Origin of the sequence: Burkholderia sp. S-53, from assembly GCF_025560745.1 — a bacterium.
Classification (GTDB): domain Bacteria; phylum Pseudomonadota; class Gammaproteobacteria; order Burkholderiales; family Burkholderiaceae; genus Burkholderia; species Burkholderia pyrrocinia.
In genome coordinates this window covers 2,132,695-2,151,626 of record NZ_CP090483.1, presented here as the reverse complement: position 1 = coordinate 2,151,626, position 18,932 = coordinate 2,132,695, and the positions used below count along the sequence as shown (strand labels likewise).

Annotated in this window: 19 protein-coding genes and 1 pseudogene; 11 read left to right on the top strand and 9 right to left on the bottom strand. The window is 65.7% G+C overall.

The window, feature by feature from the left end:
• Positions 1-43: 43 nt before the first annotated feature.
• Positions 44-1,819, bottom strand: coding sequence for a glyoxylate carboligase (gene gcl, locus LXM88_RS14895; protein ID WP_262532470.1), 1,776 nt, complete (start codon positions 1,817-1,819; stop codon positions 44-46).
• A gap of 172 nt (positions 1,820-1,991) precedes the next feature.
• Here gcl and LXM88_RS14890 point away from each other — a divergent pair, with 172 nt between their 5' ends.
• From LXM88_RS14890 to LXM88_RS14845, 10 genes are all read left to right on the top strand, one after another.
• On the top strand, positions 1,992-2,903 hold the full coding sequence (locus tag LXM88_RS14890) for a LysR substrate-binding domain-containing protein (RefSeq protein ID WP_262532467.1): 912 nt from the start codon (positions 1,992-1,994) through the stop codon (positions 2,901-2,903).
• Between the two features lie 176 nt (positions 2,904-3,079).
• Positions 3,080-3,721, top strand: a complete 642-nt coding sequence (locus tag LXM88_RS14885) for an RNA polymerase sigma factor (protein WP_262532465.1) — start codon at positions 3,080-3,082, stop codon at positions 3,719-3,721.
• The gene (locus LXM88_RS14880; RefSeq protein WP_262532464.1) at positions 3,711-4,598 is read left to right on the top strand and encodes an anti-sigma factor family protein; all 888 of its coding nucleotides are present in this window, start codon (positions 3,711-3,713) and stop codon (positions 4,596-4,598) included. The genes LXM88_RS14885 and LXM88_RS14880 overlap by 11 nt, the downstream gene beginning before the upstream one ends.
• A gap of 235 nt (positions 4,599-4,833) precedes the next feature.
• Complete coding sequence (gene rpsF / locus LXM88_RS14875) at positions 4,834-5,208, top strand: 30S ribosomal protein S6 (RefSeq protein ID WP_124450336.1); 375 nt, start codon at positions 4,834-4,836, stop codon at positions 5,206-5,208.
• 40 nt (positions 5,209-5,248) lie between these two features.
• Positions 5,249-5,548, top strand: coding sequence for a primosomal replication protein N (gene priB, locus LXM88_RS14870; protein ID WP_011657069.1), 300 nt, complete (start codon positions 5,249-5,251; stop codon positions 5,546-5,548).
• A 4-nt stretch (positions 5,549-5,552) separates the two neighbouring features.
• Positions 5,553-5,828 (top strand): 30S ribosomal protein S18, encoded by a 276-nt coding sequence (rpsR, locus tag LXM88_RS14865; protein ID WP_006486248.1) that lies wholly within the window; start codon positions 5,553-5,555, stop codon positions 5,826-5,828.
• A 27-nt stretch (positions 5,829-5,855) separates the two neighbouring features.
• Positions 5,856-6,308, top strand: coding sequence for a 50S ribosomal protein L9 (rplI, locus tag LXM88_RS14860; RefSeq protein WP_262532391.1), 453 nt, complete (start codon positions 5,856-5,858; stop codon positions 6,306-6,308).
• 139 nt (positions 6,309-6,447) lie between these two features.
• A complete protein-coding gene (locus tag LXM88_RS14855; RefSeq protein WP_096471101.1) occupies positions 6,448-7,830 on the top strand; it encodes a replicative DNA helicase in 1,383 nt (460 codons plus the stop codon).
• A gap of 138 nt (positions 7,831-7,968) precedes the next feature.
• Complete coding sequence (locus tag LXM88_RS14850; protein ID WP_047900880.1) at positions 7,969-8,595, top strand: DUF47 domain-containing protein; 627 nt, start codon at positions 7,969-7,971, stop codon at positions 8,593-8,595.
• Between the two features lie 10 nt (positions 8,596-8,605).
• Positions 8,606-9,616 (top strand): inorganic phosphate transporter, encoded by a 1,011-nt coding sequence (locus LXM88_RS14845; RefSeq protein WP_114177253.1) that lies wholly within the window; start codon positions 8,606-8,608, stop codon positions 9,614-9,616.
• A gap of 143 nt (positions 9,617-9,759) precedes the next feature.
• On the opposite strand, the gene LXM88_RS14840 is transcribed toward LXM88_RS14845, so the two are convergent.
• Both LXM88_RS14840 and LXM88_RS14835 read right to left on the bottom strand, forming a co-directional pair.
• Positions 9,760-10,854 (bottom strand): NlpC/P60 family protein, encoded by a 1,095-nt coding sequence (locus tag LXM88_RS14840; RefSeq protein ID WP_262532390.1) that lies wholly within the window; start codon positions 10,852-10,854, stop codon positions 9,760-9,762.
• Between the two features lie 237 nt (positions 10,855-11,091).
• Positions 11,092-12,894, bottom strand: a complete 1,803-nt coding sequence (locus LXM88_RS14835; protein ID WP_262532389.1) for a PhoH family protein — start codon at positions 12,892-12,894, stop codon at positions 11,092-11,094.
• Here LXM88_RS14835 and LXM88_RS14830 point away from each other — a divergent pair.
• Positions 12,790-13,034, top strand: a pseudogene (locus LXM88_RS14830) (hypothetical protein); the annotation flags it as partial. The gene LXM88_RS14835 and the pseudogene LXM88_RS14830 sit on opposite strands and share 105 nt — an antisense overlap.
• 192 nt (positions 13,035-13,226) lie before the next feature.
• On the opposite strand, the gene LXM88_RS14825 reads toward LXM88_RS14830, so the two are convergent.
• From LXM88_RS14825 to LXM88_RS14800, 6 genes are all read right to left on the bottom strand, one after another.
• The gene (locus LXM88_RS14825) at positions 13,227-13,688 is read right to left on the bottom strand and encodes a peroxiredoxin (RefSeq protein WP_124583670.1); all 462 of its coding nucleotides are present in this window, start codon (positions 13,686-13,688) and stop codon (positions 13,227-13,229) included.
• Positions 13,689-13,798: 110 nt separating this feature from the next.
• On the bottom strand, positions 13,799-14,695 hold the full coding sequence (locus LXM88_RS14820; RefSeq protein WP_047900876.1) for a polysaccharide deacetylase family protein: 897 nt from the start codon (positions 14,693-14,695) through the stop codon (positions 13,799-13,801).
• A 13-nt stretch (positions 14,696-14,708) separates the two neighbouring features.
• Positions 14,709-15,764, bottom strand: coding sequence for a bifunctional UDP-4-keto-pentose/UDP-xylose synthase (locus LXM88_RS14815; protein WP_262532380.1), 1,056 nt, complete (start codon positions 15,762-15,764; stop codon positions 14,709-14,711).
• Complete coding sequence (locus LXM88_RS14810) at positions 15,761-16,708, bottom strand: formyltransferase (RefSeq protein WP_262532377.1); 948 nt, start codon at positions 16,706-16,708, stop codon at positions 15,761-15,763. The genes LXM88_RS14815 and LXM88_RS14810 overlap by 4 nt, the downstream gene beginning before the upstream one ends.
• Positions 16,705-17,742: a glycosyltransferase gene (locus LXM88_RS14805; protein ID WP_262532374.1), complete on the bottom strand. Its 1,038-nt coding sequence runs from the start codon at positions 17,740-17,742 to the stop codon at positions 16,705-16,707. The genes LXM88_RS14810 and LXM88_RS14805 overlap by 4 nt, the downstream gene beginning before the upstream one ends.
• 6 nt (positions 17,743-17,748) lie before the next feature.
• Positions 17,749-18,900 carry a DegT/DnrJ/EryC1/StrS family aminotransferase gene (locus tag LXM88_RS14800; protein WP_262532372.1) on the bottom strand — a complete coding sequence of 384 codons (1,152 nt, stop codon included), beginning with the start codon at positions 18,898-18,900 and terminating at the stop codon, positions 17,749-17,751.
• Positions 18,901-18,932 lie beyond the last annotated feature (32 nt).

Here is an 18,932-nt window from a genome sequence, read left to right as displayed (position 1 = left end):
GAGCTAAGCCTCTTCGGTCGGTCAGTCAAAAATGTCCTGCGGATCAGTCGAGCATCGAGATCGCGGTCGGTGCGTGCTCGGCCTTTTCGGCGAGATCCTCGAATTCGTTGATCGCGTCGATTTCGGTGCCCATCGAGATGTTCGTCACACGCTCGAGGATCACTTCGACGACGACCGGCACGCTGAACTCTTCCGCGAGCGTCTGCGCCTGGCGCAGCGCCGGCTCGATCTCTTCCGGCTTGAACACGCGCAGCGCCTTGCAGCCGAGGCCTTCGGCAACGGCCACGTGGTCGACGCCATAGCCGTTCAGTTCCGGTGCGTTCACGTTGTCGAACGCGAGCTGCACGCAGTAATCCATGTCGAACGCACGCTGGGCCTGGCGGATCAGCCCGAGGTACGAGTTGTTCACGACGACGTGCACGTACGGCAGCTTGAATTGCGCGCCGGCCGCCAGTTCCTCGATCATGAACTGGAAGTCGTAGTCGCCGGACAGCGCGACGATCGGGCGGCTCGGATCGGCTGCACGCACGCCGAGCGCGGCGGGGATCGTCCAGCCGAGCGGGCCGGCCTGGCCGCAGTTGATCCAGTTGCGTGCCTTGAACACGTGCAGGAACTGCGCGGCGGCGATCTGCGACAGGCCGATCGTGCTGACGTAGCACGTATCGCGGCCGAACACCTTGTTCATCTCTTCGTACACGCGCTGCGGCTTGACCGGCACGTTGTCGAAGTGCGTCTTGCGCTGCAGCGTGCGCTTGCGTTCCTGGCATTCCGCGACCCATGCGCTGCGGTCCTTCAGCTTGCCTGCGGCCTTCCATTCCTGCGCGACGGCGACGAACAGTTCCAGCGCGGCCTTGGCATCCGACACGATGCCGAGATCCGGGCCGAACACGCGGCCGATCTGCGTCGGCTCGATGTCGACGTGCACGAACTTGCGGCCCTTCGTGTAGACCTCGACGCTGCCCGTGTGGCGGTTCGCCCAGCGGTTGCCGATACCGAGCACGAAGTCGGAGGCGAGCATCGTCGCGTTGCCGTAGCGGTGCGACGTCTGCAGGCCGACCATGCCGGCCATCAGCGGGTGGTCGTCCGGAATCGCGCCCCACGACATCAGCGTCGGGATCACCGGCACGCCGATCGTTTCGGCGAACTGGACGAGCAGGTCTTCCGCCGCTGCGTTGAGCACGCCGCCGCCCGACACGATCAGCGGCTTGTCCGCGTCGTTGAGCATCGCGAGCGCCTTCTCGACCTGCGCGCGGGTGGCCGCGGGCTTGTAGACCGGCAGCGGTTCATACGTGTCGATGTCGAACTCGATTTCGGCGAGCTGCACGTCGATCGGCAGGTCGACGAGCACCGGGCCCGGACGGCCCGAGCGCATCAGGTGGAATGCCTGCTGGAACACGCGCGGCACGAGCGCCGGCTCGCGCACGGTGACGGCCCACTTGGTGACCGGCTTCGCGATCGACTCGATGTCGACGGCCTGGAAGTCTTCCTTGTACAGGCGCGCACGCGGTGCCTGGCCCGTGATCGCGAGGATCGGAATCGAATCGGCCGATGCGGAGTAGAGACCGGTGATCATGTCGGTGCCGGCGGGGCCCGACGTGCCGATGCACACGCCGATGTTGCCCGGGGCGGCACGCGTGAAGCCTTCGGCCATGTGCGATGCGCCCTCGACGTGGCGAGCCAGCACGTGGCTGATGCCACCCGACTTGCGCATCGCGGAGTAGAACGGGTTGATGGCTGCACCCGGCACGCCGAACGCTGTCTGGATGCCTTCCTTCTCGAGCACGAGCACTGCTGCGTCGACAGCTCTCATCTTGGCCATGAATGTCTCCTTGAATTTGACGGATCTTGCGAATGGGGCGGATGGGAACACTTTAGGGACGCAGGAAAGGTTTGATAAGATCAGCCGGAGTCGCTTATTTCGAAACTAAAAGTATGGAATGACGGCCGGACGGGGCTTCCCGCCGGCGTCGGAACAGAGACGGAGACCGGAGATGGATCGCTTCAAGCAGATCGAGACGTTCGTGCGGGTCGCCGATGCCGGCAGCCTCGCGGCGGCGGCGCTCGAGGAGGGCGTGTCGCCGGTGGTGCTCGGGCGGCGCATCGACGCGCTCGAGAAGCGCCTCGGCGTGAAGCTGATGTACCGCTCGACGCGGCGGCTGGTGGTCAGCGAGGACGGCGCCGCGTTCCTCGAACGCTGCCGCGGGCTGCTGTCCGAATGGGACCAGGCCGAGAACGAGCTGGCCGCCGGGCGGCGCGCGGTCAGCGGGCACCTGATCGTGTCCGCGCCGGCCGCGTTCGGGCGCAAGCACGTTGCGCCGCACGCGCCCGGCTTTCTGGCCGACAAGCCCGAGATGCAGCTGTCGTTCAACCTGACCGACCGGGTCGTCGATCTGGTGCGCGAAGGCTACGACCTGTCGATCCGGATCGGCGGCGCCGTCGATCCGAACTTCGTCGCGGTGAAGCTCGCGTCGAACCGGCGCGTCGTGTGCGGCACGCCCGACTATTTCCGCCGGCACGGCCGGCCGAAGTCGCTCGACGACCTGCTGAAGCACAACTGCCTCGCGTTCAACCTGCAGGGCGGGCAGAACCGCGGCTGGTATTTCCAGCGCCACGGCAAGATCGCGACGATGCGCGTCGCGGGCAATCTCGATTGCAACGACGGCGAATTGCTGCACCGCTGGGTGGCCGAAGGCCTCGGGCTCGGCTGGCGCTCGACGTGGGAAATCGCCGCGCAGCTCGAAACGGGCGAGCTCGAGACCGTTCTCGACGAGTATGCGCTGCCCGACTACGACATCCTCGCGGTCTACCCGCAGCAGCGCTACGTGCCGGCACGCGTACGCTATTTCATCGACTACCTGCGCGCCGCGTACGCGCGCCCCGGCTACTGGAGCACCACGCCGTAACGGCGGCGCGCGGCCCGGCCACCGGCCGTCCGGCGTTTTTTTGCGCGTCATGTGGGTGGCGCGGGAATAAACTCGATGCAACGACGGTAAGGTCATCAAGCGAGCACGTTGCCGGTCTGTCCGGGCACCGTGCGCGGAACGGGCGCGGTTTCGGCCGCCGGGACCAGGGAGGCCACGTGGGGCATGCCGGACAGGCGGTCGATGAGCAGGCGGCGGACGATGCGATAGCGCGCGGCGAGCGGTTTCGTACGCTCGTGCTGCCGCATCTCGACGCCGCATACAACCTCGCGCGCTGGCTGAGCGGCAGCGCCAGCGACGCGGACGACGTGGTCCAGGACGCGTGCATGCGCGCGCTGCGCTTCGTCGATTCGTGTCGTGGCGACAACGCGCGGCCGTGGCTGCTGACGATCGTGCGCCACACCTGGTACACCGAGTGGCGGCGCCGTACGCACGCGCACGAGGTCGCGCTGCCCGACACGCTCGACGACACCGGCGTTCCCGACGACTGGCAGCCGGCGACCGAGGATCCGCTCGCGCAACTGCTGCGCGGCGAGAACGTGCGGCTCGTGAATTCGGCGCTCGCGAAGCTGCCGCCCGAATACCGCGAGGTGCTCGTGCTGCGCGAGATGGAGGACCTGAGCTACCGCGAGATCGCGGCGATCGCGGACGTGCCGGTCGGCACGGTGATGTCGCGGCTCGCGCGCGGCCGTCGCAGGCTTGCCGTGCTGCTGGGCGGCGAGCCCGCACCGGCGGCCAAAGGCCGGCCGGGCCGTACGCCGGCGGGCGGAACCGCATCGGAGGCTATCGATGGACTGTAACGAAGCGCGAGCGTTGCTGGACGCGGACGTCGACCGCGAGCTGTCGGCGCCCGATGCGTTGCGGGTCCAGCAGCATGTCGAAGGGTGCGATGCGTGCCGCCGCGAACGCGCGCGGATCGTCACGCTGGTGCAGGCCGTGCGGCAGGCCGACTATTACCGCGCGCCGGATCCGCTGCGGGCGAGCATCCTCGCGAGCCTGCCGGCGGCGGGGGACGCACCCGCACGCGGGCAGTCGCGGGCGGAGCCGCGGCCCGAGCCTCAATCGCAGCCGCGGCCGCGCGGCCGTCGCTGGTTCTCCTGGCTGGGCGGCGGCGTATCGGCACGCCCGGCGCCGGCGGGCCGGGGGCCGCGTGTCGCCGCGCTGCCCGGACTCGGCTGGGGCGTGGCGCTGATGATCGCGCTTGCCGCGGCGGCCGGGATGGCGCTGTCCGCGCGCCACGCCGACACCGACCGCACGGTCGACGAACTCGTCTCGAGCCACGTGCGGGCCGACCTGTCGGCGCGCGACATCGACGTGATCTCGACCGACCGGCACACGGTCAAGCCGTGGTTCAACGGCCGGCTCGACTATGCGCCGCCGGTCGAGGATCTCGCGGCGAGCGGCTTTGCGCTGGTCGGCGGCCGGCTCGACTATGTCGGGCGGCGCCGCGTCGCGGTGCTCGTCTACCGTTACCGGCAGCACGTGATCGACGTCTATGTGCGCCCGGCAGGCGTTGGGCCGGCGGCCCCGTACGCGACCGTGTCGCAGGGCTACGCGCTCGACCGCTGGGACGCGGCCGGGATGACGTGGTGGGCCGTGACCGACGCCGAGCCGTCGGCGCTCGCGGCGTTCAGGACGGCGCTCGACGCGCGGCTCGCCGGCACGCGCAGCGAGTGACGGCGAGCCGGGCCGCGGGCCCGGCGCGCTTGTGTTCGGACCCCGGCCGCAAAAAGGCCGAAGTGCGGCCGATCACGCCTGCCTGGTCCTTCAAGTCGTTGAAAACACGGCCGAATCCGGCCGCGTATCGTCGATTGGCCTTGCATGCGCCCCGTATCCGGGTTAGAATCTTCGGCTTCTCACTTGCCACACCGGTTCAGACGCCCGGGTGGCTTTAATCCACAAGGAGTGTGTAATGCGTCATTACGAAATCGTATTCATCGTGCACCCCGATCAGAGCGAGCAAGTGCCCGCGATGATCGAGCGTTACAAGTCCACGATCACGTCGCACGGCGGTCAGGTCCACCGTGTCGAAGACTGGGGCCGTCGCCAACTGGCCTACATGATCGAGAAACTCGCGAAGGCTCACTACGTCTGCATGAACATCGAGTGCGACCAGACGACGCTCGACGAACTCGAACACGCGTTCAAGTTCAACGACGCCGTGCTGCGCCACCTCATCGTCAAGATGAAGAAGGCCGAAACCGGCCCGTCGCCGATGATGAAGGAAGTTCAGCGCGAAGAAGCCAAGAAGGCGGCTGCAGCTCAGCCGACCGAAGCGCAGGCTTAAGTTCGTCATTCATTAAGCCATCAAGGAGCGCGCCACTCACGTGAACAGGTTGCAATTGACGGCGAGCGTCGTCGAACGCGCACCGGTGCGATATACGCCGGCCGGTGTTCCGATCGCAAGCGCCACATTGCATCACCGCACGGAAGTCGTCGAAGCAGGCATTCCCCGTCAGGTCGAAATGACGATCGAGGCGGTGGCGGCCGGTGAGGCGAGCGGCAGGCTGGAAAGCCGTGAAATGGGCGTCGAAACGCTGTTCACGGGCTTCCTGGCAAAGAAAAGCCGCAACGCGAGAACCTTGGTGTTTCACATCACAGCATTGCAGGACATTGGAAAGGACTGAAATCATGCCCCGCCCGACTGGTAAGAAATTCGACAAGCGTCGTCAGCAACAAAACCCGCTCTTCAAGCGCAAGAAGTTCTGCCGTTTCACGGCCGCAGGTGTCGAGCAGATCGACTACAAGGACACGGAAACGCTGAAGGACTTCATCGGCGAAAACGGCAAGATCACGCCGGCTCGTCTGACGGGTACGAAGGCGCACTATCAGCGTCAGCTCGACACGGCAATCAAGCGTGCGCGTTTCCTCGCGCTGCTGCCGTACACCGATCAGCACAAGGCGTAACTCGGCGACGCCATAAGGAGAATTCGAATGCAAATCATTCTGTTGGAAAAAGTCGCCAATCTGGGCAACCTCGGCGACATCGTCAAGGTCAAGGACGGTTACGCTCGCAACTTCCTGATCCCGAACCGCAAGGCTCGCCGTGCAACGAAGGAAGCGATCGCCGAATTCGAAGTGCGCCGCGCTGAACTCGAAAAGATCGCCGCTGAAAAGCTGGCAGCGTCGCAGGCAGTCGGCGAGAAGCTGAACGGCCAGACGTTCGAAATCACGCAGAAGTCGGGCGTTGACGGCCGTCTGTTCGGCTCGGTCACGAACGGCGACGTCGCGGAACTGCTGAAGAAGGCAGGTTTCGAAGTCGAGAAGCTGCAAGTGCGCATGCCGGAAGGCCCGCTGAAGATGATCGGCGAGCACAACGTCCAGATCGCACTGCACACGGACGTCGTCGTCGACGTCACGGTCAACGTGATCGGCGACCACGCGTAAGCGTACGCAATCTTTCCGGGCGGCTTCCGCTGTCCGGACAAGGGCAGGCGCCCGGGCAACCGGGGCCTGCCTTTTTTATTGCCGCATCACTGGCGGCCGGTATGGCGCCGCCCTGTGTAATTCGCGATAATCCCAACCCATGAACGCGCCGCAAGATCCTCAAATCGAATCGCTGAAAGTCCCGCCGCATTCGGTCGAAGCCGAACAGTCGGTGCTCGGCGGCCTGTTGCTCGACAACGCGGCATGGGACCGGATCGCCGACTTCCTGTCGCAGGGCGATTTCTATCGCTACGACCACCGGATCATCTACGAGCACATCGGCCGGCTGATCGCGTCGACGCGCCCGGCCGACGTCGTGACCGTGTACGAAGCGATGGTCACGTCCGGCAAGGCCGACGACGTCGGCGGGCTTGCGTACCTGAACGCACTCGCGCAGAACACGCCGAGCGCGGCGAACATCCGTCGTTACGCGGAAATCGTGCGCGACCGTGCGGTGCTGCGCCGGCTCGTGTCGGTCGCCGACGAAATTTCGGCCGACGCGTTCAATCCGCAGGGCAAGGAAGTCCGCCAGCTGCTCGACGAAGCCGAATCCAAGGTGTTCTCGATCGCCGAAGAGGGCGCACGCGGCAACCAGGGCTTCCTCGAGATCGGCCCGCTGCTCACGCAGGTCGTCGAGCGCATCGACACGCTGTACCACACCGCGAACCCGAGCGACGTCACGGGCACGCCGACGGGCTTCGTCGACCTCGACCGGATGACGTCCGGGATGCACGGCGGCGAACTGATCATCGTGGCGGGAAGACCGTCGATGGGTAAAACCGCATTTTCCATGAACATCGGCGAATACGTCGCGGTCGAGTACGGGCTGCCGGTCGCGGTGTTCTCGATGGAAATGCCGGGCACCCAGCTCGTGATGCGTATGCTCGGCTCGATCGGCCGCCTCGACCAGCACCGGATGCGTACGGGCCGCCTGACGGACGAGGATTGGCCGAAGCTGACGCACGCGGTGCAGAAGATGAGCGAGGCGCAGCTCTTCATCGACGAGACGGGCGGCCTGAACCCGATGGAATTGCGCTCTCGCGCGCGGCGTCTCGCGCGGCAATGCGGCAAGCTCGGCCTGATCATCGTCGACTACCTGCAGCTGATGTCGGGTTCGTCGCAGGGCGAGAACCGCGCGACCGAAATCTCGGAAATCTCGCGATCGCTGAAGAGCCTCGCGAAGGAACTCGACGTGCCGGTGATCGCGCTGTCGCAGCTGAACCGCGGCCTCGAACAGCGTCCGAACAAGCGTCCGGTGATGTCCGATTTGCGCGAGTCGGGCGCAATCGAACAGGATGCGGACGTGATCCTGTTCATCTACCGCGACGAAGTCTACAACCCGGACAGCCCCGACAAGGGCACGGCCGAAATCATCATCGGCAAGCAGCGTAACGGTCCGATCGGACCCGTTCGGCTCACGTTCCTGGGTCAATACACGAAGTTCGATAATTTTGCCGGAGCGCAGACGTTCTACGGCGAGTAACGCCGGATGTAAAGCCCTAAATCGCCAAACGTTGTATCCAATCCCGGCGCGCGCATGTGCGCGCGTCGCGGCGCGACCGAAAACGGTACAATGTCGCCCGTTTTCGTGACAGTAGTTTGACAATCTCTCAGGAATCCCATGTTCGGTCGATTCATGCCCACCGAGGGCAAGTTCTTTGAACTCTTCAATGCGCACGCGAAGTACATCGTTTCCGGTGGCCGCGAGCTCGAACTGCTGATCGACAATCTCGCCGACGCCGAGATTCACAAGCAAAACGTGCAGACCGCCGAGAAGGCCGCTGACAAGCTCACGCACGAAGCGATCGATTTGCTGCACAAGACTTTCATCACGCCGCTCGATCGCGACGAGATCCACAAGCTGATCACGACGATGGACGACATCCTCGACCTGATGGAAGACGTCGCGACGGCCGTGTCGCTGTACGACGTGCAGTCCGTCACGTCCGAGGCGAGCCAGCTCGCGCACATCGTCACGCAGTCGGCCCAGCACGTGCAGCAGGCTGTCGCGATGCTGTCCGACATGAAGCAGTCGGCGCAGATCCTCAAGCAGTGCGAGGAGATCGACCGCTGGGAGTCGGAGGCCGATCGCGTGCTGCGCGCCGCGATGTCGAAGCTGTTCCGCGAAGAAGACGACGTGAAGACGCTCATCAAGCTGAAGGCGATCTACGAGCTGCTCGAAGAGATCACCGACAAGTGCGAGGACGTCGCGAACATCATCGAAGGCATCGTGCTGGAAAACGCCTGAGCGGACCACGATGCATTCGATACAACTCGCCCTATGGATGGTCGCGACGCTGGTGCTCGTCGCGCTCGTATTCGACTTCATGAACGGCTTCCACGACGCGGCGAACTCGATCGCCACCGTCGTGTCCACCGGGGTGCTGAAACCCCAGCAGGCCGTGGTGTTCGCGGCGGCGTTCAACGTCATCGCCTATTTCATCTTCCACCTGAAAGTCGCGCAGACCGTCGGTAGAGGCACGATCGATCCCGAGATCGTCGATCACTACGTCGTGTTCGGCGCGCTGGTCGGTGCGATCGGCTGGAACGTGATCACCTGGTACTACGGGATCCCGTCGAGCTCGTCGCACGCGCTGATCGGCGGCCTCGTCGGCGCGGCGCTCGCGAAATCGGGCTGGAGCTCGCTGAACATCGACGGGCTGATGAAGACCGTCGCGTTCATCTTCATTTCGCCGCTGCTCGGCTTCATCCTCGGTTCGCTGTTCATGCTCGGCGTGTCGTGGCTGTATTTCCGTACCGCGCCCAGCAAGGTCGACCGGCGGTTCAGGCGGCTCCAGCTGCTGTCGGCCGGCCTGTACAGCCTCGGCCACGGCGGCAACGACGCGCAGAAGACGATCGGCATCATCTGGATGCTGCTGATCGCGTCGGGTTATGCATCGGCGACGTCCGATGCGCCGCCCGCATGGGTGATCGGCGCGTGCTACCTGTCGATGGGCCTCGGCACGCTGTTCGGCGGCTGGCGCATCGTGCGCACGATGGGCCAGAAGATCACGAAGCTCAAGCCGGTCGGCGGTTTCTGTGCCGAAAGCGGCGGGGCGATCACGCTGTTCATCGCGTCGTTCCTCGGCATCCCCGTCTCGACCACGCATACGATCACCGGCGCGATTGTCGGCGTCGGCGCGACGCAGAAGCTGTCGGCCGTGCGCTGGGGCGTTGCCGGCAACATCGTGTGGGCGTGGGTGCTGACGATTCCCGCATCCGCGCTGATCGCGGCCGGCGGATGGTGGCTCGGACACCGGATCTTCTGATCGCCAGCGCAGCCGGATCGACATGAAATGCGCCGCAAGCCGAAAGGCTGCGGCGCATTTTCTTTGGGGGCAAGGAAGTTTGCGAAGAACGGCGGGGCTGCGGTGGATGCCGCCGAGGTTGCCGTCGGGGTTTGAGCGGCGGGCTAGTAGCTTCCGTTCGCGAACCGGGCAATCGGATCGTCTGCGGTGCCGGTGCGCGGGCTGACGGGCGCAGATTGCGTCGACGCACGCAGCACCTGCACGGCCGCGGGCTCGGTGTTGCGCGGCGACGTCGCGGCCGCTGCGGGCGGCGGTTCAGCATCGAATGCGGCCGCCTGAGCGGCCGTCAGCGCCGTCGTCGGAATCTGCGTGCCGGCCTCTGCCGGGCGGGCCGGCGCTGCATTCGCCGTCATCGCGGTCAGGCCGTCATCGCCATTCGCCGACGTTGCCTGTTGCCGGGCTGCCTGCACACGCGGCGGCGGTGGTTCGTACGGATCGGCGGGCGCGGCCAAGGGCGCAGGCGCCACTGCCGCGGTCGTCACGGCCTGCGTGGCCGACATGACCGAAGCGGGCGCCTGTGACGCTCTGGCTTGCGACGAAGCATAGGCGGGCTGCCGCGGCGCGGCGGCAGTCATCACGGGGGCGGGCGCAACCACCGGCGCGTTGCGCGGCTCGTCGCGCTTCGCTTCGTAGGTCGGCGCATCGAACGGCGTGGGCGTCGCGCGCGGCGGCGCGACGCGGCGTATGCCGTCGAAACGCTTGGCCCAGTAGGGGTTCGTCAGGTAGTCGAGCCGCACGGTGCCGCCTGTCGACGGTGCGTTGACGAAGCGCAGCTTGCCGACATAGATGCCGACATGCGAATGCGGCCGCCCGGTCGTATTGAAGAAGATCAGGTCGCCCGGCGCGATCTGGTCGGGCTCGATCGACACGCCGCGGCCGCTCATGTCGGCCGTCGTGCGCGGCAGGTTCACGTCGGCCGCGCGGCCGATCACGTAGCGCACGAGTCCGCTGCAGTCGAAGCCGCTCGTCGGCGTGTTGCCGCCCCAGCGATACGGGACGCCGACGAGGCTCATCGCCTGGATCGAGATCTCTTCCTGGCCGACGCTGTGATCGACGAATTTCGGGAAATTGGCGGGAGCGGGGAACGCGCGCGGCGTCGTGATCTTCATTCCCGTTTCGCGCGATGCCGACTGCGGCGGCACGCTGGAGCAGGCCGCAAGCAGTGAAACGACGGTGACGGGAACCCAGATTCGAAGCATGGCAAGGCGGGCGAGCGCGGCGCGCTCGCGAATCGTATGACAACAGACAGACCCGATGGTAGACGCTCCGGCGGGGCTTAAGCAACCGTTCCTGAGAATTTACTTGAAGTTTCGTCGCTAAGTGGGGCTGTTGCGTGACGACGCGTTACCTTCGTTTTCGACCCCAAATAAAAACGGCGCTCCGGAAACGGAGCGCCGCGATGCGTCGAAAGCCGGCCGGCGGGCCGGCCTGCCGCGTTACAGGATGTCCGACGCGTAGTCGGCGAGCCGCGAGCGTTCGCCGCGTGCGAGCGTCACGTGGCCGCTGTGGCCCCAGCCCTTGAAACGGTCGACGACGTAGGTCAGGCCCGAGCTGCCTTCAGTCAGATAAGGCGTGTCGATCTGCGCGATGTTGCCGAGGCACACGATCTTCGTGCCGGGGCCCGCGCGCGTGACGAGCGTCTTCATCTGCTTCGGCGTCAGGTTCTGCGCCTCGTCGATGATCAGGTACTTGTCGACGAACGTGCGGCCGCGCATGAAGTTCATGCTCTTCACCTTCAGGCGCGAACGGATCAGTTCCTGCGTCGCGGCACGGCCCCATTCGCCGGCGGCGTCGTCGGTCTTCTGCAGCACTTCGAGGTTGTCGTCGAATGCGCCCATCCACGGCTGCATCTTCTCTTCCTCGGTGCCGGGCAGAAAACCGATATCCTCGCCGACGGGCACGGTCGCGCGCGTCACGATGATCTCGTTGTAGCGCTTGTCGTCGAGCACCTGCGCGAGGCCGGCCGCGAGCGCGACGAGCGTCTTGCCGGTGCCGGCCTGGCCGAGCAGCGTGACGAAGTCGATCTCGGGGTTCATCAGCAGGTTCAGCGCGAAGTTCTGTTCGCGGTTGCGCGCGGTGATGCCCCACACGTTGTTCTTGTGGTGACTGTAGTCGCGCAGCGTCTGCAGCAGCGCCGTCTTGCCGTTCAGTTCGCGGACGATCGCGTGGAACGTCGGCTCGCCGTTCTGCGGCTCGAGATAGACGAACTCGTTGACGAGCATCGACGCGACGAGCGGGCCCGTCACGCGGTAGTACGTGGTGCCCGTCTTCGTGTCCTGCCAGCTCTCCATGCCCTTCGCGTGCTTGGTCCAGAAATCCTGCGGCAGCTCGCGCACGCCGTTGTACAGGAGATCCGAGTCCTCGAGCACCTGGTCGTTGAAGTAGTCTTCCGCGGGCAGGCCGAGCGCGTGCGCCTTGATCCGCATGTTGATGTCTTTCGACACCAGCACGACCAGGCGGTCGGGCCGGTCGCGCTGCAGCGCGCGCACGACGCCGAGGATCTGGTTGTCGGCCTTGCCTTCGGGCAAGCCTTCGATGGGCGCGATGTCGGCGAGCTTCGTCTGGAAGTACAGGCGGCCGAGCGCCTCGCGGCTGCCGAGGCGCGACAGCGGGATGCCGGCCGAGATCGGGCCGCCATCGGCGACGAGCGAGTCGAGCGTGCGGCTGACCTGGCGTGCGTTGCGCGCGACTTCGGACATCCCCTTCTTGTGGTTGTCGAGTTCCTCGAGCGTCATCATCGGCAGATAGACGTCGTGTTCCTCGAAGCGGAAGAGGCTGCTCGGGTCGTGCATCAGCACGTTGGTGTCGAGCACGAACAGTTTCTGCAGTTCGGCTTCGGCGGGCTTGCGGCCGCGCGATTTCGTCGCAGCGCCGGCATCGCGCGCGGAAGCCGCGGCCGGTTTGTCGGCGGCCGGTTTGTCGTTGCGCGCGACGACCGGCGTCGCGGGTTCGGCGTGCGCCGGCATCGGCTGCAACAGTGCGGCCGTCTGTTTGCTTCTGCGTCCGCGTGCGGGTGCGCTCGCGGTTTCTTGCGCCGAAGACGCGACGGCGCGCAGCGGCGCGGCCGTGTTCGCGGCTTCAATCATCGGTTGGGCCACGCTCGCCGGACCATAGTCACCGGCTGTGGATGCGTCCCCTTCGGCGGATTTCTTCGCGGCTTTCGCGGGCCGCGCTTTCGCCTTGTATTCGTCGGGCGGCAGCAGGCTGCCGAGCTTGCTGGGGGGAGTAGGCAAAGGCATGGTGTCCCTCGGGAGGAATCGTGTCGCATGGCGTGCGCCGCTGATCGCATCCTGCGTGACGTAGACGCATGCAGTTTGCGCGCGGTGGCGCACAGGAAGTTCGTCTAGCCGGTTCGCCTAAGTGTCGATCAGCTCCTTGACGGGGTGAGGGCCGGACCGAGGGCCGGCGCGCAATCCATAAAAAAAGCCGCTGCCCCGTCGACAGGGACATGCGGCTCGGCTGATACCGTCGTGATGCGTGTCAAGTGCCGGAAAGCATCGCATCGGGCACCGGCGCAGCTACGAGAAATATGGGGCGAACTGGCATTCATTGCGGCCCAATATAACGCGCCTCAAAGCGCTTGTACAGCACTTAGCACGTCGTCGACATGCCCCGGTACCTTGATGCCGCGCCATGCCTGACGGAGCACGCCGTCAGTGTCGATCAGGAACGTCGAGCGCTCGATTCCGCGCACTTCCTTGCCATACATTTTCTTCATCTTGATGACATCGAACAGCGCGCACAGCGCCTCGTCGGCATCGGAGATCAGCGGGAACGGCAGCTCGAGCTTTGCCTTGAAATTGTCATGCGAGCGCAGGCTGTCGCGCGACACGCCGATGACTTCCGCACCGGCTTTCTTGAACTTCGGATAGAGATCGCGGAACTGCAGTCCTTCGGTCGTGCAGCCCGGCGTATTGTCCTTCGGATAGAAGTACAGCACGAGCTTCTTGCCCTTCAGGTCGGACAGCGAAATGTCGCCGCCCGTGGCCGGTGCGGTGAAATCGGGAACTTGACGGTCAACTTCGACAGACACGTGTTTCTCCTGTTGTTATGGAAAGGCGCCGCGACGGCGGCGCGGTTCGGCGGGGCGTCGCGGCAGCGCGCCGCAAGGGCGCTGCGGGCGACGCCGGCTCGCGTGCGAACTCAGTCGGGCTGGACGATCAGTTCGCCGGAGCGGCCGGGGATTTCGCCCCACGTGACAGGGTACGATGGCAGCGAGTCGCGGTCCAGCGTCGCGTGGTAGTCGCCCATCGTCGCAAACGTGTGGCCTTGCGCGCGCCAGCCGGCGAGCAGTTGCTCGAACACGGGTGCGAGCTTCTGGCCTTCCAGTTCCGCATGCAGCGTGAACACCTGGTCGTGCGGATTGGTTTCGGTGAACTTGAGGATGTGCGCGGCGACGTTGTGCGTGTCGACGCCGTCGATGCCGAGCACTTCGTCGAGCGTGGGCAGCGTCGTCGGCATCTGCACGTGCGACAGCGTGCGGCCGCCGACGACGGGCAGGTACGGCGTATGGCCGCGACCGTCGGACGCGTAGCGCATCCCCCATGCATCGATCTGCTCGAACGCGGAGTCGTTCATCTGCCAGCCGGCCGCACCGTGCGTGACGGGCGGTGCGCCGAAGATCTCGATGAAGCGCGCGTGGCTCTTCTGCATTTCACGCGCGGTCCAGTCGCGATCGCGCGCGCGGACGTTGTCCTGCCAGTACACGTGATCCCACGTGTGGATCCCGCATTCGAAGCCGGCCTCGTGGATCGCGCGCATGTCGGAGATCGCACGGCGGCCGATGTCGGGGCCCGGCAGCAGCACGCCGTACATCAGTTGCTTCACGCCGTAGTGTTCGACCACCGACGTGCGCGACACCTTCTTCAGGAAGCCGGGGCGGAACACGCGCCGCAGCGCCCAGCCCGTGTGATCGGGCCCGAGGCTGAAGAGGAAGGTCGCGCGCGCATTGAAGCGGTCGAAGATGCGCGCGAGATTCGGCACGCCTTCGCGCGTGCCGCGCAGCGTGTCGACGTCGATCTTGAGGACGATGCGAGCCAAGCGAACGTCCCGATCAGCTTTGCTGTTCGACGAGCGCGCGCGCGTCGGCGACGTGGCCGCGATACGCTTCGAAGATGTTGCGCAGCGCGTCGTCGAACGTCGCTTGCGGCGCCCAGCCGAGCTCCTGCATCGTGTTGTCGATCTTAGGCACGCGGTTCTGCACGTCCTGGTAGCCGTTGCCGTAGTAGGCGCCGGACGTCGTTTCGACGAGCTGCACCTGCTTGGCCGAATCGGCGTACTCGGGGTATTCCGCCGCCAGTTCGAGCATCTTGTGCGCGAGTTCGCGAACCGAGAAGTTGTTCTTCGGATTCCCGATGTTGTAGATCTTGCCCGACGCGACGCCGTTCGCGTTCTCGATGATCTTCATCAGCGCGCTGATGCCGTCGCCGATGTCGGTGAACGCGCGCTTCTGCGAACCGCCGTCGACGAGGCTGATGTTCTCGCCGCGCACGATGTGGCCGAGGAACTGCGTGACGACGCGCGAGCTGCCTTCCTTCGGCGTGTAGATCGAGTCGAGGCCCGGGCCGATCCAGTTGAACGGACGGAACAGCGTGAAGTTCAGGCCTTCCATCCCGTAGCCCCAGATCACGCGGTCCATCAGCTGCTTCGAGCATGCGTAGATCCAGCGCGGCTTGTTGATCGGGCCGTAGGTGAGCGCCGATGCATCCGGGTCGAACTGCTCGTCGGAGCACATGCCGTAGACCTCGGAGGTCGACGGGAACACGAGGTGCTTGCCGTACTTGACGGCCGAACGCACGATCGGCAGGTTCGCCTCGAAGTCGAGCTCGAACACGCGCAGCGGCTGCTGGACGTAGGTGGCGGGCGTCGCGATCGCGACGAGCGGCAGGATCACGTCGCACTTCTTCACGTGATACTCGACCCACTCCTTGTTGATCGTGATGTCGCCTTCGAAGAAATGCATCCGCTCGTGGTTGACGAGGTCGCCAAGCCGATCGGTCTGCATGTCCATGCCGAACACTTCCCAATCGGTGGTTTCAAGAATGCGCTTCGACAGGTGATGGCCGATGAAGCCGTTCACACCCAGGATCAGGACTTTTTTTGCTTTCATGAATGACGGGAAGAATGAATGAACTGCGCGAATTCCGCGGGCGTCACGACGGTTTCGCTGCCGTCGCGCTGCTGCCACAGCTCGAGAATGGATAGGGCGCGGCTGTCGCCGCAGACGCCGAATAGCGCATTATCGCTTACGTGCAGGCCGGGCGGCAAATCTGCCGCGGCCGCCGCTGCCGCGCTGCCGGGCGCCGCGAGGCGCGCGCGCGCGATCACGAAACGCGTGCCGTCGACGTCCGTAAACGCGCCCGGATACGGGGGCGCGACCGCGCGCACCAGGTTGTAGACCTGCGCGGCCGGCTTCGTCCAGTCGACGCGGCCGTCTTCGGGCTTGCGCCCGCCGAAGTAGCTGCCGGTCGCGAGATCGTTCGGCAGGTGCGGCGCCTCGCCCGCGAGCAGCGCGGGCAGCACGCGCCAGAGCGTCTGCTCGGCGGCCACCGTGACCTTGTCGAACACCTGCGTGGCCGTGTCGTCCGGCAGGATCGGCACCGCGGTCTGGCCGATGATCGCGCCCGCGTCGGGTTTTGCGGCCATCTCGTGCAGCGTCGCGCCGGTTTCGGTCTCGCCGTTCAGCACGGCCCAGTTGGTCGGTACCCGACCCCGGTATTTCGGCAGCAGCGAACCGTGCATGTTGTACGCGCCGCGCGGCGCGATCGCGAGCAGGTCCACCGGCAGCATGTGCCGGTAATAGAACGAGAAGATGAAATCCGGCTGCGCGTCCGCTACCGCGCGGCGCAGCGCCGGATCGGCGGGATCGGCCGGCGTGACGACCGGAATGCCGTGCTCGGCGGCGACCGACGCGACGCTGCCGAACCAGATGTTCTCGTTCGGGTTGTCCTCGTGCGTGACGACGAGCGCGACGTCGACGCCGCGTGCGAGCAGTACCTGCAGGCACCGCACGCCGACGTTGTGATACGCGAAGACGACCGCGCGCGGCTTCATTGCACGGCTCCCGCGCGGTTCGCGCCGGCCGGCACCGCCGGCATGCCGTCGTGCTGCTCGAGCACGGCCTGGATCAGGTAGCGCGGCCGTGCGCGCACCTGCTGGTAGATGCGGCCGACGTATTCGCCGAGCAGGCCGAGCGCGAAGATGATCACGCCGAGCAGGAAGAACGTGATCGCGAACAGCGTGAACACGCCTTGCACTTCCGCGCCGACGATGAAGCGCCGCACGAGCAGCAGCACGAACAGCGCGGCGGAGCCGAGCGACAGGATCACGCCGATGAACGACAGCCACTGCAGCGGCACGACCGAGAAGCCCGTCACGAGGTCGAAGTTCAGCCGGATCAGGCTGTACAGCGAGTACTTCGACTCGCCCGCGAAGCGCTCCTCGTGCGCGACCTCGATCTCGGTCGGGTTCTGCGCGAACGTATAGGCCAGCGCGGGGATGAACGTGTTGACTTCGCCGCACACGTTGATCGTGTCGATGATGCGGCGGCTGTACGCACGCAGCATGCAGCCCTGGTCGGTCATCTTGATGCGCGTGATGCGCTCGCGCAGCCGGTTCATCACCTGCGACGCCTTGCGTCGCCACAGGCTGTCCTGGCGCTGCTTGCGGATCGAGCCGACGTAGTCGTAGCCTTCGCGCATCTTCGCGATCAGCTTGCCGATTTCCTCGGGCGGGTTCTGCAGGTCGGCGTCGAGCGTGATGACGATCTCGCCGCGCGACTGTGCGAAGCCCGCGAGGATCGCCATGTGCTGCCCGTAGTTGCCGTTGAGCAGCACGACGCGCGTCGTGTCGGGGCGCACGTGGAACTGATCGGCCAGCATCGCGGCCGAGCGGTCGCGGCTGCCGTCGTTGATCAGGATCACTTCGTATGACGCGTCGAGTGCGTCGAGTGCCGGATACAGCCGCGCGAACAGCGCGGCGAGGCCATCTTCCTCGTTGTACACGGGGATGATGACCGATACTTCGGGCCGGCCAGCGTCCAGGTGTCCGGCGCCCGGATGCCCGGCGCGTGCTTCAAGGTGACTCATGTACGCTTATTTTCCGTATTGTTCGCAAATCTGGTTGATGGCGTCGACCACGCGACGCACGTCGCTCTCCGTCATCTGCGTGAAGAGCGGCAGCGTGACGGTCGACGCGCCGTACCGTTCGGCGTGGGGGAACATGCCCTCCTTGAAGCCTCGCGCACGGTACAGCGTGAAAAGATGGATCGCCGGGTAGTGGATGCCGGTGCCGATGCCGCGTTCCTTCATCTGCGCCATGAACTCGGCGCGCGGGATCGACAGCCGTTCGAGCGGGAGCGTGATCTGGAACATGTGCCAGTTGCCGTTCTCGAATTCGGCGACCGGCAGGCCGACACCGAGCTGCACGGCCGGGCCGCCGTCGAACGCGGCGAAATACGCACGGGCGAGCGCGCGGCGCTGCGCGGTGAAGCGCTCGAGGTGCGGCAGCTGGCCGAGGCCGACGCGCGCGGCGACGTCGGTCAGGTTGTACTTGCCGCCGAGCACGTCGCAGTCCATCCCGTCGAAGCCCGTGCGCGTGATGCCCTGCAGCCGGTACTTCTGCGCGAGCGTCGCCTCGTCCTCGTTGTTCAGCACGAGCGCGCCGCCTTCGATCGTCGTCAGGTTCTTGTTCGCGTGGAAGCTGAACGACACGATGTCGCCGAGCGCGCCGATGCGCTTGCCGTTCCACGTCGAGCCGAGCGCCTGCGCCGCATCCTCGATCACGCGCAGGTTGTGCGCGCGCGCGATCGCGTACAGGCGGTCCATGTCGACCGGCAGGCCGGCCAGGTAGACGGGGATGATCGCCTTCGTGCGCGGCGTGATCGCCTGCTCGAGCTTGTCGAGGTCGATGTTGCGCGTGACGGGATCGATGTCCGCGAACACGGGCGTCGCACCCGTCTCGAGGATCACGTTGCTGGTCGAGACCCACGACGCCGGCGTCGTGATCACTTCGTCGCCCGCACCGACGCCCGCAATGCGCAGGCCGATCTCGAGCGTGCAGGTGCCCGAGTTGAACGCGCGTACCGGACGGCCGCCGCAGTATTCGGACAGCGCCGCTTCGAATTTCTGGCACTGCGGGCCGGTGGTGATCCAGCCCGAGCGCAGCACTTCGACGACGCCCTGGATGGTTTCCTCATCGATCTCGGGGCGGGTGAACGGCAGAAACGGAGCGGTAGTCTGGCTCATGAACGCTTTGGCCTGTAATGGCGTGTAATAAA

Excerpts from the sequence above, each read along its gene's own strand:
- LXM88_RS14850 (WP_047900880.1), top strand. The coding sequence starts at position 7,969 with ATGTTCGGTCGATTCATGCCCACCGAGGGCAAGTTCTTTGAACTCTTC.
- LXM88_RS14805 (WP_262532374.1), bottom strand. The coding sequence starts at position 17,742 with ATGAGTCACCTTGAAGCACGCGCCGGGCATCCGGGCGCCGGACACCTG.
- rplI (WP_262532391.1), top strand. The coding sequence starts at position 5,856 with ATGCAAATCATTCTGTTGGAAAAAGTCGCCAATCTGGGCAACCTCGGC.
- gcl (WP_262532470.1), bottom strand. The coding sequence starts at position 1,819 with ATGGCCAAGATGAGAGCTGTCGACGCAGCAGTGCTCGTGCTCGAGAAG.
- LXM88_RS14840 (WP_262532390.1), bottom strand. The coding sequence starts at position 10,854 with ATGCTTCGAATCTGGGTTCCCGTCACCGTCGTTTCACTGCTTGCGGCC.
- LXM88_RS14855 (WP_096471101.1), top strand. The coding sequence starts at position 6,448 with ATGAACGCGCCGCAAGATCCTCAAATCGAATCGCTGAAAGTCCCGCCG.
- LXM88_RS14845 (WP_114177253.1), top strand. The coding sequence starts at position 8,606 with ATGCATTCGATACAACTCGCCCTATGGATGGTCGCGACGCTGGTGCTC.
- LXM88_RS14890 (WP_262532467.1), top strand. The coding sequence starts at position 1,992 with ATGGATCGCTTCAAGCAGATCGAGACGTTCGTGCGGGTCGCCGATGCC.
- LXM88_RS14810 (WP_262532377.1), bottom strand. The coding sequence starts at position 16,708 with ATGAAGCCGCGCGCGGTCGTCTTCGCGTATCACAACGTCGGCGTGCGG.
- rpsF (WP_124450336.1), top strand. The coding sequence starts at position 4,834 with ATGCGTCATTACGAAATCGTATTCATCGTGCACCCCGATCAGAGCGAG.
- LXM88_RS14815 (WP_262532380.1), bottom strand. The coding sequence starts at position 15,764 with ATGAAAGCAAAAAAAGTCCTGATCCTGGGTGTGAACGGCTTCATCGGC.
- LXM88_RS14835 (WP_262532389.1), bottom strand. The coding sequence starts at position 12,894 with ATGCCTTTGCCTACTCCCCCCAGCAAGCTCGGCAGCCTGCTGCCGCCC.
- rpsR (WP_006486248.1), top strand. The coding sequence starts at position 5,553 with ATGCCCCGCCCGACTGGTAAGAAATTCGACAAGCGTCGTCAGCAACAA.
- LXM88_RS14800 (WP_262532372.1), bottom strand. The coding sequence starts at position 18,900 with ATGAGCCAGACTACCGCTCCGTTTCTGCCGTTCACCCGCCCCGAGATC.
- LXM88_RS14880 (WP_262532464.1), top strand. The coding sequence starts at position 3,711 with ATGGACTGTAACGAAGCGCGAGCGTTGCTGGACGCGGACGTCGACCGC.